Origin of the sequence: Haloplanus sp. HW8-1, from assembly GCF_023703795.1 — an archaeon.
In the GTDB taxonomy this organism is placed as follows: Archaea; Halobacteriota; Halobacteria; order Halobacteriales; family Haloferacaceae; genus Haloplanus; species Haloplanus pelagicus.
Genome location: NZ_CP098518.1, coordinates 1,931,221 through 1,945,833 on the forward strand (window position 1 = coordinate 1,931,221; position 14,613 = coordinate 1,945,833).

Genomic DNA, 14,613 nt, shown 5'->3' on the forward strand with positions numbered 1-14,613 from the left:
GCCGACCGATACTTAAGCCGCCGCGTGGTTAGTCACGTACACATGGCAGGGGAACAGTCGGAGGCCTTCCCGACGGAACTCCGGGAGTGGGTCGAACGGCAGGCGGCCGAGCGCGACGCGCCTCCGGAGCGGATCCTCGCCCGCGCGGTGGCGATCTATCGGGCGCTCGATGCCGAGGCCGCCGGCGACGCCGACGATCCCCTCGATATCGACCCGGAGCGCGTCTCGGACCTGCGCGATCGGGTGACGGCCCTCGAGGACCGCGTCGCCACGCTCGAGGACGACCTCGACACGAAGATCGACGACGTCCGTGATCGGGTGGTTCAGGTCAAACGCGAGACCGACGCCAAGGCGCCCCGCGGTCACGACCACCCCGACCTGGAAGCGCGCGCCGACGCCGCCGGGCGCACCGCGGAGGACGTCGATGATCGGATCGACACCCTCGGCGAGCGACTCGACCGCGGCTTCGAGAACTACGAGGAGATCCTGGAGTATCTGACGGACACGACCGACGACCTCGACCGGAAGGTGGAGCAGTTGGCCGGCGCCGTCGTCGACGTGCAATCGGAACTTCATCGCGTCAGCGCCGCGGACCACGACCGCGAGGCAGTCGACGACCTCCGGACCGCCGCGAACCGGCACGGCGAGCGTACGGCAGCGTGTGCCGACTGCGGCGCGACAGTCGACCTCGGACTGCTCTCACGGCCCCGGTGTCCCCACTGCGAGGCCACGTACGTCGACTTCGAACCGCCGAGTGGCTTCTTCGGCAGCGCCACGTTGACAACCGGCGACCGTCCCGCGCTGACCGACGGGACCGACGGCGAGGCCGCCGATCTGTTCGACCTCGACGCGCGGAGCGACGGGAAGGGGGTGTCGACGGATGAGTGAAGACGAGGACGACGACCCGGGCGCCCCCGCGGACGACGCCGGCGCCGACGACGCTCCGCTCGACGACCTCGTCCGCGAGGTGCGCGCCAAGCAGGCCTCCCGCGAGGAGGGGGCGGACGCGAGCGTCGATCCCGAGACGGACCTCTTCGAGGCCGTCGAGGTCGGCGAGGTGGACGACGAGGCCGTCTGGGAGGCGTTCGCCGAGGGGGAGATGGGCCCCGAGGAGCGGGTCGGCGTCGGCGCCGACCCCGAGGACGCGTCGGGAGACGACGAGGCCGTCGTCCCGAAACGGGAGTTCTGTCAGCGATGCCCACACTTCGCGGACCCGCCGGAGACGGCCTGTACTCACGAGGGGACGACCATCGTCGAGGTGGTCGACGCCGACAGCTTCCGCGTGCGGAACTGCCCCGTCGTCGCCGAGGACCGGGAGACAGCCTCGATCGAGTGACGGCTGTGGCCAAAGCGGGATCGCCACCGAAACGGGGCCGGGGAACCTTTGTGGGCCGCCCCGCTACCCCCGGTATGCAGTTCTGCGACGACTGCGGGTCGATGATGGTCACCCGCGACGGCGAGATGGTCTGTACCTCCTGTGGCGCCACCAGCGAACGCGACGAGGAACGCGCCGCTGCCTTCGTCTCTACCGAGGCCCAGAGCGACGACGACGTCATCGAGACCGAGGAGGGAGCCAACTTCGAGGGCAAGCCCACCGCCACCGACGTCACCTGCGAGGAGTGTGGCGCGAGCGAGGCGTGGTACACGATCAAACAGACCGGCGCCGCCGACGAACCGCCGACGCGGTTCTTCAAGTGCAAGGAGTGTGGGTATCGGTGGCGCGAGTACAACTGACTCCTCCGACGGATCGATTCGTTCGGGGATCCGGTTGCTTCGAAAACGGCCCGGGTTCTCGGCATCGAGACGTACGTGGACCCGGACGATCGGCGTATCGGCACGGTCGGTGGGTCGTCGGACACCGACCCGATCCTGAAACGTCCCACTTCGAGCGTCGGCGCGTCGAACGCCACTGGTGAGGATCGAGTCGCCGAGGGAATGACCACCGCGGATGGAACCGTTCGACGTCGGAGACGAGTTCTCCGCACGAGATCGATCCTCGGAGTATAACTGTCTGCCCGGCTAATTTACTCCGGAGAGGTTCAGATGCACGAAGATCCAGACGCCGATACCGACACCGGGACGCTTCGAACGCTCGGAGGTGAGTCAGAAGAGATCTACGAGGTGATCTTCCGTGAAATGGCGGACGCCGTCTTTCTGATCGACGTCGAGCGAACGGGCGACGACTACACGTTCGTTTTTCGACGAAACAACGCCTCACACCGACACCAGACTGGTCTCTCGGAAGACGAAATGCGCGGACAGACGCCACGAGAACTTCTCGGCGACGAGCAGGGTGCGGCCGTCGCAGCGAACTACCGCCGCTGTGTCGAGAAAGGGGATACTATCGAGTACGAAGAGACCCTGGGCCTGCCGGGCGGAACCAGTCACTGGCAGACGAAACTCACTCCGATCACCGAGGGCGGGCGGGTCACTCGGATCGTCGGAGTCGCCCGGGACATCACCGACCGAAAGGAACGAGAACGGGAGATGAAGCGGCTTCACCGTCGGTTCGAGACCGTCCTCGGGACCATGTCCGCGGCGGTGTTTCTGAAGGATACCGACGGTCGGTATCTCATGATGAACAGGGCGTGCCGCGAACTGTTCGACGTAGAAGAGCAAGATATCGTGGAGCTGACTGACGACGACCTCCTCCCTCCGGCGGTCGTCGAAAAGGCCAGAGCGGACGACCGACACGTCATCGAGAACGGTGAGACGATCGAAATCGAGGAGACGGTTCCGGCAGCCACGGGGAACACCGTCCGGCTTACGCGGAAATCCCCCGTCTACGACGACGACGGCGAAGTCGTGGCTCTCTGTGGCGTCTCGACCGATATTACCGGACAGAAACGGCGCGAACGGGAACTCCAGCGTCTCAAGGAACGGTTCGAACTGGCCGTGGAGGGTGCAAATCTCGGCCTCTGGGACTGGGATATGACCTCCGACGAAGTCGAGTTCAACGAACAGTGGGCCAGGATGCTCGGATATTCGCCCGACGAGATCGATTCCCGTATCGAGGCGTGGGAGCGGCGTGTCCATCCCGACGACCTCGACCGCGTCGAAGACGCTCTGGACGATCATATGGCGGGCGAGACCGACCTCTACGAGACGGAACACCGGATGGAAACCGCCGACGGCCGCTGGAAGTGGATTCGCGATATCGGAAAGATCGTCGAACGCGACGAGGACGGCGAGCCGCTTCGAGCCGTCGGCATCCATCTGGACGTCGGCGAGCGCAAGGAGTACGAACGGGCCCTCGAACGGCAGCGGGACAACCTCGAAGTGCTCAACCAAGTCGTTCGCCACGACGTCCGTAACGCTCTCCAACTCGTACTCGCTCACGCAGACATCCTCGAAGAGTACGTCGGCGACGACGGGGAGGCACATCTCCGACGGATCTTGGAAGCGGGTCGTGAAGCCGTCGACATCATCCGAACTGCCGGCGACGTCACCAAGGTGTTACTCCGCTCCGAGGCCGAGCGCACCGCAATAGACGTTCGGCCAATCCTCGAAGAGCAGGTCGACGACGCGCGAACCAGCCACGAACGCGCCATCGTCTCCATCGAAGAGACGATCCCGAACGTCGAGGTGCTGGCCGACGATATGCTGGAGTCGGTGTTCCGGAACCTGCTGAACAACGCTATCGTTCACAACGACAAGGAACTTCCCACCATCACCGTTTCGGCGACTGCCGCCGACGAGGCCGTTCGGATTTGTGTCACGGACAACGGGCCGGGGATTCCCGACGATCAGAAGGAACGAATCTTCGACGAGGGTGAGAAGGGCCTCGACAGTCAGGGAACCGGACTGGGGTTGTATCTCGTCAGGACGCTCGTTGACCGCTATGGCGGTCGTGTCTGGGTCGAAGACAACGAGCCGGAAGGAAGCGTGTTCATCGTCGAGTTGCCCACGTGTGAGTGACCGCCTTGGGTCAGCCCACACGGGAGAGTCCATGACAGCATGCCGTTCCCCCGATACGCTCGTGTTCGTCTCCAGCGTGTGCTCGGCGGCAGGAGCGACGCCATCGGGATACGCCTCGGCCGACCGAACCGGTCTCCGCACGCTCGACCGGAGCGTTGCCGACCTCCCAGTCCCGGAACGGCCGGGGCTCACGGAAACAACCACCTGCGGAGGATGTGGTCACCGCTGGCGTGACTACGACCGACCGCAGCCGACTGGTTCCCCGTCGATCCCGTACTTCCGCCGAACGCGTGGACGAGCGACGCGAGCCAACGGCGTTCCGCTCGACTAGCCGGACAGTATATGTGTCTGTGGTGAAAACTACTCACGTGAGCGAGACATCCGAAGAACGATCGGGCGCACTGGCGGACGAACTCGAATCGAGCGGCCTCGGCCCGGCGGCGTTTGCCTCCATCGGCTCCGTCGCCCTCGCCCTCTACTACTACTACGTCAAGGGTGACGAACAGCGCGGGCAGTTCGTCGGCCTGTGGCCGGCGACGATCCTGGCGATGGCGTCCTACCTCAAGATTTCGCGGATGGAGCGGGTGGCGGACGCCGAATCCGAGTAATCGGACGCGTTACGGGCACGTTCGGTCGGCCGTCGACCGCCGTTCGGAACCCTGTCGGACGGCCTCGGTCGCACCGGTCTCCACGTTCACGAGCATCGCCTGCCCGCCGTAGTCGTGTGCCCGGTCGTGACCCCGGACGACCACACAGGTCGTCCCCGAAGGGAGCGAGACGGTCGCCGACCGCGTGAACTCGCGAGTGCCGTGCGCGTGCAGGAGTTCGCGCCGGCCCAGTCGCTCGCCGGTCGTGGTCTCGACCTGCCACCAGTTCGCGTATCCGTCCTCGCCGTCGTCGTCGTGAAGGAGCGTCACGTCGAAGCGGTGGCCATCGGCGGTCGGGTCGACTGCCACGCCGACGACGTTCGCCTCGCGAAGGTCGAGGTCGGTCGATGCCGTCGCAGTCGGGGTGTCTGTCGTGGTATCGGACGCCGCGTCCGTCGCTTCGGCCGGGACCTCCGACGCGGTCGGCGTCGGGTCGGTCGCACTGGCGGGCGACGTTTCGGTTCCGTCCCCCGCACAGCCGGCGACCCCCGTGACGCCGGCGACGAGCCCCAACACGGCCCGTCGCGTGTGGCGAGTCGGTGACACGGACGTCCCTACGGTCGCCCGGGTCAAGAATCGCCGGGGCTCAGAGCGCGTCACCGAGGAACGTGGCCACGCGCTCCCCGACCGTCCGTTGCTGGCCAACAAAAAAGTGATCGGCCGAGAACCGCTCGACCGTCCCGCCGCGTTCGGCCGCCGCGTCGGCCACGGCCGCGGCGTCGACGGTGTCGTCACGGGTGCCGTACCCGATCCACAGGGGGGCGTCGATCCGACGGACGGCGTCGACCACGTCGCTCCCGTCGTCGAGCCTGGCGGTCGGCGAGAGGGCCGCGACGGGGCGTTCGATCCCGGGTTCGGAGTCGGCGGCGGTCAGCAGGGCGATCCCGCCACCGAAGCTATACCCGAAGAGACCGACCGCGTCGTAGCGGTCGCCGGCCCACTCCAGGGCCGTCCGAGCGTCGGCGCGCTCGCCGCGACCCTCGTCCCACGGGCCGTAGTCGAAGCGGAGGCAGTCGATCCGCCGGGGGAGGGCGCCGCTCACCGCTTCGAGGCGGGGATCGTGACGACTCCCATCGTGCTGAGGGTGAGGCGGGCAGGCGACGACGATGGCGTCGGCCTCGCCGTGCGTATCGAGGCTGGCGGTCAACCCTCGACCGTCGGGTAGGTGAATGCGTTCGGTTGGCACGGTGGCCGTTGAGCCGCCAGCCCCTCAATCCTCCCGTTCGGCGGGTGAGATTTTAAGGCTCGCGCCCCGAACGGAGGGTATGGGAATACTCTCGCGGGCCTCCTACGTCGTCCGGTCGAAGCTCAACGCCCTCCTGAATCGGGCCGAGGACCCGACGGAGACGCTCGATTACTCCTACGAGCGGATGCGCGACGAGTTACAGGAGGTCAAACAGGGGATCGCCGACCTGACGACCCAGAAAAAGCGCCTGGAGATCCAGAAACGGCGACTGGAGGAGAACGTCGACAAGCACAACGAGCAGGCACGGGAGGCGGTCCGGCAGGACCGCGACGACCTGGCGCGGCGGGCGCTGGAAAAAAAGAAAGAGAAGATGAACCAGATCGAGGAGCTGGAGGGACAGATCGCCGACCTCCAGTCCACACAGGATGATCTGGTCGAGAAGAAAAACGAGCTACAGAGCCGGATCGAGGAGTTCCGCACGAAAAAGGAGACGATGAAGGCCAGATACGAGGCGGCGGAGGCGTCCACCCGCGTCTCGGAGGCGATGAGCGGCGTCGGCGACGAGATGAGCGAGGTCGGCCAGGCGCTGGAGCGCGCGGAGGAGCGGACCGACGATATGGAGGCCCGCGCGGCGGCGATGGACGAACTTCAGGAGTCGGGTGCCTTCGATGACGCCCTCTCCGACGAGGACGAGATCGACCGTCAACTGGAGGCCGGTCGGACGGCGACCGAGGTGGACGCGGAACTCGAGACGCTCAAAAGCGAACTGGGCGAGTCGACCGGAGCGGGCGGTGAGGCTGCGGCCGAAGACGACGTGGAGGCGGAACTCGACGAGTTGCGGGAGAGCGAGGGCGAGGCCGAGGAGGAAGACGACGCCGACACCGAGGAGTCGGCCTGATGGAGGCGTCGTCGCTCGTCGACGCGGTGGCGCGCTCGACCGACCTCGACATCCGCGAGGCGTTCGACCGACGCGTCCGCGAACAGGCCGAGCGGATCCGCGAGGACATCCGATCGGGGCGGCTCGACACCGACGAGTTCGCCGTCGGGATGGAACTCGAGGGGTACGCGGTCGACGAGTCGGGGCGTCTCGCCCGCATTCCCGACCCCGTCTTCGACCGGGCGGGCTGTGGGAAGGAACTCGGCGCCCACAACTTCGAGGTGAACTCGCCGGCGACGGTGTTCGACGCCGCCGGAGTCGCCGAACAGGCCGACCACATCCGGGCGAACGTCGATGCCGCGGCCGAAGCGCTCGGGGCGGAGGGGCTGGCTCCCGTCCTCGACGCCGTGTGGACGGTGCCGCCGGTCGGGGGGACCGACGCCTACCTCGGCTCGGTCGAGGACCACGATGGCGTCGTCGTCGCGACGAACATGCGCCACCACCCTCGCTACGTCGCCCTCGACAACGAGATCCTGGAGCGAAGCGGCGGTCGGATCACGCTCGACGTGCCCGGCGTCACCCTCTCGTACCGAACCATCCTGATGGAGTCGCTCGCCACGTCGCTCCAGCCCCACCTCCAGATCCCCGACGTCACCGCCTTCCCCCGGTATTTCAACGCCGCCCTCCGGACGGCGGGGCCGCTCCTGTCGCTCACGAGCAACGCGCCCTTCCTTCCCGCGGATTGTTACGACGACGACCCTGCGGTGATCGACGCGACGCCACACGAACTCCGGATCCCGATCTTCGAGGAGAGCATCAACGCCGGCGCGCCACGCGGCGAGGGGAAAGTCCGATTCCCGAAGGACCTGGAGCGAGCCACGGGCGTGGTCGACCGGGTCGTCGCAGACGAGACGTACGCGCCCGTGCTCGCGGACCGCGAGGACGACCCGGACGCCGGCTCGTACCGGTCGACGCTCCGGGAGTACGATCACAAGCGTGGCGTCCACTGGCGGTGGGTCCGGGGGGTCGTCGGCGGCCAACCCGTCGGCACGGCGCGCGACGGCGCGTCGCTTCGCGTCGAGTACCGCCCGCTTCCCACCCAGCCGACGGTCCGAGACACCGTCTCCGTGCAGGTGCTCGTCGTGGGTCTCCTGCGGGGACTGGTGGCCGCGGACCACCCGTTGACCGATCTCCCGTGGACGGCGGCGCGCGACTGCTTCTACGACGCCGTCGACGCCGGCCCGGACGCCGACCTCGCGTGGGTGACCGCCGAGGGCGACCGGACCGACGACTCCGAGACCGTCTACGACGAGGTGTTCGCGTACGCCCGTCGTGGCCTCCGGGCGGCCGGCCTCGCGGACGACGTGATCGAGGGCTACCTCGACCCGATCGAACGCCGCCGCGACGGGAGCGTCCCGAGTGCGTGGAAGAAGGCCCGCGTCCGCGAGGCGGTCGCCGACGGTGCCACCCTCCCCGAGGCCATCGAGGCGATGCAACGCGAGTACATCGGTCGGGCGGGCGGTGAGACGCCCTTCGTCGACTGGTGAGCGCCGGCGTCGCCACCTCCGGAAGCTATCGGATCGACGACCGTCCGGAACACCGTATTCGTCACACTCGGGACCGGGCGGCCGCCACCGTGGACACGGAGTCACCGTCGGCCCACCGGCCGCCGAGACGGCGGTGTTCGTTCGGTGAGGCTGTCACTGCACACACCCCCGGTCCGTTTGTGATGGATCGGGTGAACTGCGGGATATACCCGGTCACAGCGACATATGGTACCAAATGGCATCCCACGACGATCAGTCCGAGACGGACCGGAACGCCGGTGTGACCCGCGCTGGAACCGCCGACCAGGGCCGAATCTCGTTCGACACGCCGACGAGCCGTCACCTCGAAGCGGCACTCGACACGGACCGCCTCGACGAAAAGAACTACCACATTCGATCCGCACTACAGCGGACGATGATCGCCGAGCAAAACCGTCCCGATTGAGCCTTCGATTCGCCGTTCGGCCTCCCGGGACCGAGCGGTACGTCCGATCCCCGACGAGTCCTCGCATCGTTCGCGACGACCCGCCATTGCCGAAGGCCTCCGCCGACGGGTCCGGTTTCGACGTGGGGTCGGCGGCGTCGTGCCGGGTGCTTCAACGAACCGCGCGCACGCCCGTTCCAGGACGGTCCGGGAAGGTGACCGTCCCGCCCTCGTAGGCGTCCTCGGCGAGGAGGAGCGCCCCGGTCGGCCACCGCGGCCACATCGGAGAGGGTTCGGCAGGACTCGTCGGCGGCCACGGGAAGGGCACTCCGCTCGTGGACACGTCGAAGGCCCTCGCGGTTCTCCGCGGGGACCGGTTGTTCGACGAACTCCACGTCGAGGTCGGCCAGCCACTCGCTTTTCACGACCGCCTCGTGGGGTGTCCAGGCCTCGTTGGCATCGACGCGAATCGTCGCGTCGGGGGGGGGCGGCTCTCACGGCCTCGACGCGTTCGCGGTCCCGTTCGGTTCCCAGTTTCCCCTTCAGGATCCGGTAGCCGTCATCGACGCCGGCCGCGGCCGCCTCGCCCATCGCCCCGGGGTCGTCGATGGCGCGCGTTCGGCGTCGAGGCCCAGAAACGGTAGAGCGGAACGCCCAGTCGGCGGGTCGCCAGGTCGTGACAGGCGACGCTGACGGCCGCGTGCGCAGCGGGGTTGTCACGAACCGTCCCGCGGAGTCGCCGCTCGATCCGGTCGAGCGCCAGGGGGTCGTCGACCGACTCGACGGCGTCGAGTCGGTCGGGCAGGACCGCCGTCACGGTGTCGGCCGTCTCGCCGTAGTGGGCCGAGGGTGCGGCGGCGCCGATGCCGGTCGCCCCCGCGCCGTCGTGGACCCGGACGACGACCGTCTCCACCTCGGTCTGGGCGCCACGGGAGATGGTGAACTCGCCGTCGACCGGGAGGTGCAGTCGCTCGTACTCCGCGTTCATAGCAGAGCGTCGAGCACCTCGTCGGCGCCGAAGCGGACGGGATCGGTCGCCGGCGCATCGAGGGCGGTGGCGTACGCGTCGACGGCCTCACGGGCCGCCACGTCGTCGTCGTCGAACGTCCGTGTATCGAGCGCGCCGGCGGCCACCGTGGTCGGTGCGACCGGCGCCGCGAGCCCCTCGTAGAGGTCGACGTAGGTCTCTACCGGCGGGATGGCGTAGTCCTCGTAGCCGTGGATGACATCCCGGCCGGCGCTGTGGACCATCACCAGCGAGTCGGGCATCGACCCGTGGAGCAGGCTACAGGTGACGCCGGAGTAGGCGGGGTGAACGATCGTCCCCTGCCCCTCGACGAAGAGGACGTCGTGGTCGGGGGCGGCGTCGAGGACCATCCGCTCGACGGCACCGGCGGCGAAGTCGGAGATAACCCGGTCGACCGGGGTCCCCCAGCCCGCGATCATGATCCCCGTCTGTCCCGTCGGGACGAACCCGGCGTCGATTCCCCGATCACGGGCGGCGGCGACGAGTTCGAGCGTCGTCGTCATCTTGCCGGTCGAGCAGTCGGTGCCGACGGTCAACACCACCTCGGCGTCGGCGTCGCGGGCGCGGCCCTCGCTCACCGTGAGATCCTCTGGCGGCCGCCGCACGTCGATCAGGTCGACGCCGCGCTCGGCGGCCAGCGCCGCGAACTCCTCGTCGTCCGCGAGGAAGTAATGCAGGCCGGCGATCACGTCACACTCCGCCTCGATGGCGGTGCGCACGTCCGGGCGCCAGGATTCGTCGAAGCCGCCGCCGATGGGTGCGATTCCGATCACCAGCGCGTCCGGGTCCGCCACGTCGAGGGCGGCGTCCATACTCTCGACGATGGGGGTATCGGGGACGTCGGGCACGTGGTCGGCGACCGTCTCACCGGCGCGATCACGGTCAAGAACCGCCGTCACGTCGTAGTCCGCGTATCGGAGGACGCCGATGGCCGTCTTCGCCCGCTCGGGGAACTTCCCGTGTGCGAGAACGACGACCGAGTCGTCCGGGTCGAGTGAGATCGACATGGTTAGAGCGACGCGGGTGGGGTGAATTAACCTCCCGCTTTCGGCCCGCTTCCACGGGCTTATCCCCGACTCGGCCCAACAGCGGGATATGGCGAGCTACCACCGCCGGACGCGCGTCGACGCGCCGCTGGATGCGGTCTGGGACTTTCACTCCCGGGTGAGCGGACTGGAGGCGCTGACCCCCGACTGGATGAACCTCCGAATCGAGAGCGTCCGTGGCCCAGACGGGGAGCCGGATCCCGAGATCCTGGAGCCGGGCGCACGGATCGACGCCTCGGTCCGTCCTCTCGGCGTCGGGCCACGACAGCGGTGGACCTCCGCCATCACCGAGCGCGAACGTGACGGCGCGACGGCGTTCTTCGTCGACGAGATGACCGACGGACCGTTCCGTCACTGGGAGCACACTCACCGCTTTTTCGCCGACGGTGCCGAAACCGTCGTCGACGATCGGGTCGTCTACGCCCTCCCGTTCGGCTCGCTCGGCGACGCCGTCGCTCCGCTCGCCCGCGTCGGCTTCGAACCCATGTTCCGCTACCGCCACCGTCGGACGCGTGACCTCCTCGAAGGCACCGAGTAGTCGACCGACGCCGTGCCGACGTCTCGGTGTCCGCGGCCGTCTCGACGCTCCCGATCGGGTGACCGTACGGTTTTGAGGACGGCGACCCAACGGCCGCGCATGGACGTCGTCGACATGGACCACGTCGCCATCCGCGTGAGCGATCTCGATCGGGCGCTCGACTTCTATCACGACCTGCTGGGGATGGAGATCCGCGACCGCGAGCGGTACGAGGGCGGCGAGGTGCCGTACGTCGCGGTCGTCGCCGGCGGTCGCCACCTCCACCTCGTGCCGACCGACGAGGCGTTCGACGTGGGTGGAGAACACGTCTGTCTGCTTCTCCGGTCGGACGGGACGGGCACCCGGGCAGAACTCGACGCCTTGCTCGACGACCTCCGGGCGGCGGGCGTCGAGGTCGAATCCGGGGAGCCCAACGAACGCTACGGGGCCTACGGCCGCGACTGGGCGGCGTACGTCCGCGACCCCGACGGCCGGCGGATCGAACTCAAGCTTCACTGACCGGCCGCCGTGCCGACGCGGTGACGTAGATGCCCGCGAGGACGACCGTCCCCCCGACGAGCGTTCCCCACGTCGGTACCTCGGCCAGGAGGACGACCGCGAGGAGCGTGCTCCCGACGGGTTCGCCGAGCAGGGAGACGCTGACGACGTGGGACTCGAGGTGTCCGAGCGCCCAGTTCACGACGGTGTGACCGAGGACGCCCGGGCCGAGCGCCATCGCCGCGAACAGCGCCCACTCGTGGGGAGGATACGCCATCAACGGCAGTCCCCGTGCCACGGCGACGACGAGCAAGACGAACGTACAGGCCGTGTAGACGACCGTCACGTACGGCAACACGCCCAGCCGCCGCCGCAGCGACCGACCGGCGAGGTAGTACGCCGCCACCGCCACCGCGCCGAGGAGGGCGAGCGCGTTGCCGTACTGGGCCCCCGTCACGTCCCCGGCCGGCGCGACCGTCGGATCGAGCGCCGCGAGCAGTCCGGGCCCGAACGAGAGACCGATCATCCCGACCAGGGCGACCCCGATACCGAGCGCGCTCCGTCGGCTCACGCGTTCTCCGAGGAGCACCCACGCGCCGACGGCGACGAACACCGGCTGTGCCTGGACGAGGGTGACGCTCGCGGCGACGGTCGTGTGTTCGAGGCTCTCGAACCACACCACGAAGTGGAGGGCGAGCGCGACGCCGGCACCGACGGCTACCGTCCCGTCGCGTCGACCGACCTGCTCCAGCGACCGCCGGTCTTCGCCGTCGAAGAGCGGTACGAGGGCGCCGACGGTGAACCCCACCCGGTACAGCGCCTTGATCACGTTCGGCGCGTCGCTCCAGCGAACCAGGATCGCACTCGTGCTGATCGCGAGGACCGCGAGGCCGAGTGCGGCAAGCGGCGGGACGGCGACGTCGTCTGCCCCGGGCACACGACGTCGGTCGTGGGGCCGCGGTTTACCGGTGTCGACGCGGATCGAACGTCGGATATCGCTCGATCCGTCTTTCGAAGATAATTTTTCTTCAAACAGTTCCGTAGGAGAGATTATTCCATATCATTTACGTAGTTGGAGATATAAGCACGGTCCAACCATGCGTTCGATACGCGATTGGTTGTGGATCGTGGCGTTCGTCGTACTCGTTACGTTCTCGGTTCCCTGGTTCCTCTGGGGGACCTCGACGGTGGTCGCCGGGCTCCCCGTCTGGCTCTGGTGGCACGTCGGCTGGATGGGGCTCGCGGCGGTCGTCTTCGCGCTGTTCACCCGACATGGCTGGGATCGACTCATGGGCGTCGATAGCGAGGTCGGACTCGGCGTCGACAGCCGGCCGGGTCGAGGTGGTGAGCCGTGAGTCTCCAGCCACTCGGCATCGTCTTCGGGTATCTCGTGCTCGCTCTCGGGATAGGTCTGCTGGCCTACCGCGTCGGCGGCAGCGATGCCGAGGACTTCTATCTCGCCAGCCGAACCTTGGGGACGCTCGTCCTCCTCTTTACGACGTTCGCGACCCTGCTGTCGGCCTTTACCTTCTTCGGCGGGCCGAACCTGGCCTACGCGGCCGGTCCCGAGTGGATCCTCGTCATGGGCGTGATGGACGGCGTGCTCTTTGCTATCCTCTGGTACGTCGTCGGTTACCGCCAGTGGCTCATCGGGCGCGCACGCGAGTACGTCACGTTGGGCGAGATGCTCGGCGACCGCTTTGCCTCCCCCGGCCTCCGGGGGCTGGTCGCCGGCGTCAGCCTCCTGTGGCTCTTCCCGTACGTCATGCTCCAGCAGATGGGCGCCGGCGAGGCGCTCCGCGGCCTCACTGGCGGCGCCGTCCCCTACTGGGGTGGCGCCGCGATCATCACGCTGTTCATGATCGTCTACGTGATGGTCGCCGGCCTGCGCGGCGTCGCCTGGACCGACACGCTTCAGGGGCTGTTCATGCTCTCCGTGCTGTGGATCGCGGTCGCCTGGATCGTCGGCGACATCGGTGGCGTCGGCGCCGCCACGCGGGGCATGATCGCGGCAGAGCCCGACTTCGCCGCCCTCGGCGGCGGCCTCTACACGCCGCAGTTCATCGTTTCCTCGGCGATCACCATCGCCTTCGGCGTCAGCATGTTCCCCCAGATCAACCAGCGCTTTTTCGTCGCCAGGTCGGCGACGGTGCTGAAACGCTCTTTCGCGCTGTGGCCCGTGCTCGTGCTCCTCCTGTTCGTGCCCGCGTTCCTACTCGGTGCGTGGGCCGCCGGTCTTCCCATCGAGGTGCCCGAGGGGGCGAACGTGCTCTCCGTACTCCTCAGCGAGTACACCCCCGGTTGGTTCGCGGCCCTCGTCGTCGCCGGCGCGATGGCCGCGATGATGTCCTCGTCGGATTCGATGCTGCTATCGGGGTCGTCGTACTTCACCCGCGACCTCTATCGTCCCTTCGTCGACCCCGACGCGAGCGACCGCCGCGAGGCCTGGATCGCCCGGGCCGGTGTCGCCGTCTTCGCCACGCTCGCCTTCGTCGCGAGCCTTACCCGCCCCGGTACGTTGATCGAAGTCGGCGACACTGCCTTCTCCGGCTTTGCCCTCCTCGCCCCGCCGGTCATCGTCGCACTCTACTGGGAGGCGACCACCCGCGACGGCATGCTCGTCGGGATCGGCGTCCCACAGGCGCTTTACCTCGCGCACGTCCTCGGTCCCGCGACTCCCGTGCGGGTCGGTGGGACGACCGTCGACCTCCTCGCGCGCTCCTACGGCGGGTGGGACGTCGCCCTCGCGTTCATGCTCCTCGGGGGTCTCCTCACCGTCGGCGTCTCCCTCGTCTCATCGCCGGCGGTCGACGAGGACGCGACGGCCTTCGCCGTCGGCGGCGACTGAACCCCTCGTCAGATCCCGGGTCATCGAGGTGTGGTCCCCCGGCACCGATACCCTGATTGGAGACCCGACCCACCTTCG

General features: G+C 68.2%; 17 protein-coding genes and 1 pseudogene. 12 read left to right on the forward strand and 6 right to left on the reverse strand.

Annotation, left to right across the window (positions count from 1 at the left end; translation table 11 throughout):
* The first annotated feature begins 42 nt into the window (after positions 1 to 42).
* The 5 genes from NBT82_RS10330 to NBT82_RS10350 all read left to right on the forward strand — a co-directional run bounded on the left by NBT82_RS10330 (position 43) and on the right by NBT82_RS10350 (position 4,526).
* On the forward strand, positions 43 to 888 hold the full coding sequence (locus NBT82_RS10330; protein ID WP_251328043.1) for a hypothetical protein: 846 nt from the start codon (positions 43 to 45) through the stop codon (positions 886 to 888).
* Positions 881 to 1,336 (forward strand): DUF8135 domain-containing protein, encoded by a 456-nt coding sequence (locus NBT82_RS10335; RefSeq protein WP_251328044.1) that lies wholly within the window; start codon positions 881 to 883, stop codon positions 1,334 to 1,336. Before NBT82_RS10330 ends, NBT82_RS10335 begins: the two co-directional genes overlap by 8 nt.
* A 74-nt stretch (positions 1,337 to 1,410) precedes the next feature.
* Complete coding sequence (locus tag NBT82_RS10340; protein ID WP_251328045.1) at positions 1,411 to 1,734, forward strand: transcription factor S; 324 nt, start codon at positions 1,411 to 1,413, stop codon at positions 1,732 to 1,734.
* A 309-nt stretch (positions 1,735 to 2,043) separates the two neighbouring features.
* The gene (locus NBT82_RS10345) at positions 2,044 to 3,918 is read left to right on the forward strand and encodes a sensor histidine kinase (RefSeq protein WP_256476534.1); all 1,875 of its coding nucleotides are present in this window, start codon (positions 2,044 to 2,046) and stop codon (positions 3,916 to 3,918) included.
* A 368-nt stretch (positions 3,919 to 4,286) separates the two neighbouring features.
* A complete protein-coding gene (locus tag NBT82_RS10350; RefSeq protein ID WP_251328046.1) occupies positions 4,287 to 4,526 on the forward strand; it encodes a hypothetical protein in 240 nt (79 codons plus the stop codon).
* Positions 4,527 to 4,535: 9 nt separating this feature from the next.
* On the opposite strand, the gene NBT82_RS10355 is transcribed toward NBT82_RS10350, so the two are convergent.
* A complete protein-coding gene (locus NBT82_RS10355; protein ID WP_251328047.1) occupies positions 4,536 to 5,111 on the reverse strand; it encodes a hypothetical protein in 576 nt (191 codons plus the stop codon).
* 40 nt (positions 5,112 to 5,151) lie between these two features.
* Positions 5,152 to 5,751 (reverse strand): dienelactone hydrolase family protein, encoded by a 600-nt coding sequence (locus NBT82_RS10360; RefSeq protein ID WP_251328048.1) that lies wholly within the window; start codon positions 5,749 to 5,751, stop codon positions 5,152 to 5,154.
* Between the two features lie 79 nt (positions 5,752 to 5,830).
* Between NBT82_RS10360 and NBT82_RS10365 the strand changes: the two genes are divergently transcribed.
* The 3 genes from NBT82_RS10365 (at position 5,831) to NBT82_RS10375 (ending at position 8,620) form a co-directional block, all read left to right on the forward strand.
* Entirely contained in the window at positions 5,831 to 6,649 is an 819-nt protein-coding gene (locus NBT82_RS10365; RefSeq protein ID WP_251328049.1) for a PspA/IM30 family protein, read from the forward strand.
* Complete coding sequence (locus NBT82_RS10370; protein WP_251328050.1) at positions 6,649 to 8,175, forward strand: glutamate-cysteine ligase family protein; 1,527 nt, start codon at positions 6,649 to 6,651, stop codon at positions 8,173 to 8,175. Before NBT82_RS10365 ends, NBT82_RS10370 begins: the two co-directional genes overlap by 1 nt.
* A gap of 235 nt (positions 8,176 to 8,410) precedes the next feature.
* The gene (locus NBT82_RS10375) at positions 8,411 to 8,620 is read left to right on the forward strand and encodes a hypothetical protein (RefSeq protein WP_251328051.1); all 210 of its coding nucleotides are present in this window, start codon (positions 8,411 to 8,413) and stop codon (positions 8,618 to 8,620) included.
* 151 nt (positions 8,621 to 8,771) lie between these two features.
* On the opposite strand, the gene NBT82_RS10380 is transcribed toward NBT82_RS10375, so the two are convergent.
* The 3 genes and pseudogenes from NBT82_RS10380 to NBT82_RS10390 all read right to left on the reverse strand — a co-directional run bounded on the left by NBT82_RS10380 (position 8,772) and on the right by NBT82_RS10390 (position 10,633).
* Positions 8,772 to 8,942, reverse strand: coding sequence for a hypothetical protein (locus NBT82_RS10380; RefSeq protein WP_251331374.1), 171 nt, complete (start codon positions 8,940 to 8,942; stop codon positions 8,772 to 8,774).
* Positions 8,860 to 9,587 (reverse strand): annotated as a pseudogene (locus NBT82_RS10385) (enolase C-terminal domain-like protein); the annotation flags it as partial. The gene NBT82_RS10380 and the pseudogene NBT82_RS10385, both read right to left, overlap by 83 nt.
* Positions 9,584 to 10,633, reverse strand: coding sequence for an N-acetyltransferase DgcN family protein (locus NBT82_RS10390; protein WP_251328052.1), 1,050 nt, complete (start codon positions 10,631 to 10,633; stop codon positions 9,584 to 9,586). The pseudogene NBT82_RS10385 and the gene NBT82_RS10390, both read right to left, overlap by 4 nt.
* An 88-nt stretch (positions 10,634 to 10,721) precedes the next feature.
* On the opposite strand from NBT82_RS10390, the gene NBT82_RS10395 reads away from it, so the two are divergent.
* Both NBT82_RS10395 and NBT82_RS10400 read left to right on the forward strand, forming a co-directional pair.
* On the forward strand, positions 10,722 to 11,210 hold the full coding sequence (locus NBT82_RS10395; RefSeq protein WP_251328053.1) for an SRPBCC family protein: 489 nt from the start codon (positions 10,722 to 10,724) through the stop codon (positions 11,208 to 11,210).
* 99 nt (positions 11,211 to 11,309) lie between these two features.
* Positions 11,310 to 11,708, forward strand: a complete 399-nt coding sequence (locus NBT82_RS10400) for a VOC family protein (protein WP_251328054.1) — start codon at positions 11,310 to 11,312, stop codon at positions 11,706 to 11,708.
* On the opposite strand, the gene NBT82_RS10405 is transcribed toward NBT82_RS10400, so the two are convergent.
* The gene (locus tag NBT82_RS10405; RefSeq protein WP_251328055.1) at positions 11,695 to 12,624 is read right to left on the reverse strand and encodes a DMT family transporter; all 930 of its coding nucleotides are present in this window, start codon (positions 12,622 to 12,624) and stop codon (positions 11,695 to 11,697) included. The genes NBT82_RS10400 and NBT82_RS10405 overlap by 14 nt on opposite strands.
* 160 nt (positions 12,625 to 12,784) lie before the next feature.
* Between NBT82_RS10405 and NBT82_RS10410 the strand changes: the two genes are divergently transcribed.
* Both NBT82_RS10410 and NBT82_RS10415 read left to right on the forward strand, forming a co-directional pair.
* Positions 12,785 to 13,042 carry a DUF3311 domain-containing protein gene (locus tag NBT82_RS10410; protein ID WP_251328056.1) on the forward strand — a complete coding sequence of 86 codons (258 nt, stop codon included), beginning with the start codon at positions 12,785 to 12,787 and terminating at the stop codon, positions 13,040 to 13,042.
* Positions 13,039 to 14,535, forward strand: a complete 1,497-nt coding sequence (locus NBT82_RS10415; protein ID WP_251328057.1) for a sodium:solute symporter family protein — start codon at positions 13,039 to 13,041, stop codon at positions 14,533 to 14,535. Before NBT82_RS10410 ends, NBT82_RS10415 begins: the two co-directional genes overlap by 4 nt.
* The last annotated feature ends 78 nt before the right edge of the window (positions 14,536 to 14,613 follow it).

Coding starts and splice junctions, on each gene's coding strand:
- NBT82_RS10370 (WP_251328050.1), top strand. CDS start 6,649: ATGGAGGCGTCGTCGCTCGTCGACGCGGTGGCGCGCTCGACCGACCTC.
- NBT82_RS10330 (WP_251328043.1), top strand. CDS start 43: ATGGCAGGGGAACAGTCGGAGGCCTTCCCGACGGAACTCCGGGAGTGG.
- NBT82_RS10390 (WP_251328052.1), bottom strand. CDS start 10,633: ATGTCGATCTCACTCGACCCGGACGACTCGGTCGTCGTTCTCGCACAC.
- NBT82_RS10365 (WP_251328049.1), top strand. CDS start 5,831: ATGGGAATACTCTCGCGGGCCTCCTACGTCGTCCGGTCGAAGCTCAAC.
- NBT82_RS10375 (WP_251328051.1), top strand. CDS start 8,411: ATGGCATCCCACGACGATCAGTCCGAGACGGACCGGAACGCCGGTGTG.
- NBT82_RS10335 (WP_251328044.1), top strand. CDS start 881: ATGAGTGAAGACGAGGACGACGACCCGGGCGCCCCCGCGGACGACGCC.
- NBT82_RS10410 (WP_251328056.1), top strand. CDS start 12,785: ATGCGTTCGATACGCGATTGGTTGTGGATCGTGGCGTTCGTCGTACTC.
- NBT82_RS10345 (WP_256476534.1), top strand. CDS start 2,044: ATGCACGAAGATCCAGACGCCGATACCGACACCGGGACGCTTCGAACG.
- NBT82_RS10340 (WP_251328045.1), top strand. CDS start 1,411: ATGCAGTTCTGCGACGACTGCGGGTCGATGATGGTCACCCGCGACGGC.
- NBT82_RS10400 (WP_251328054.1), top strand. CDS start 11,310: ATGGACGTCGTCGACATGGACCACGTCGCCATCCGCGTGAGCGATCTC.
- NBT82_RS10395 (WP_251328053.1), top strand. CDS start 10,722: ATGGCGAGCTACCACCGCCGGACGCGCGTCGACGCGCCGCTGGATGCG.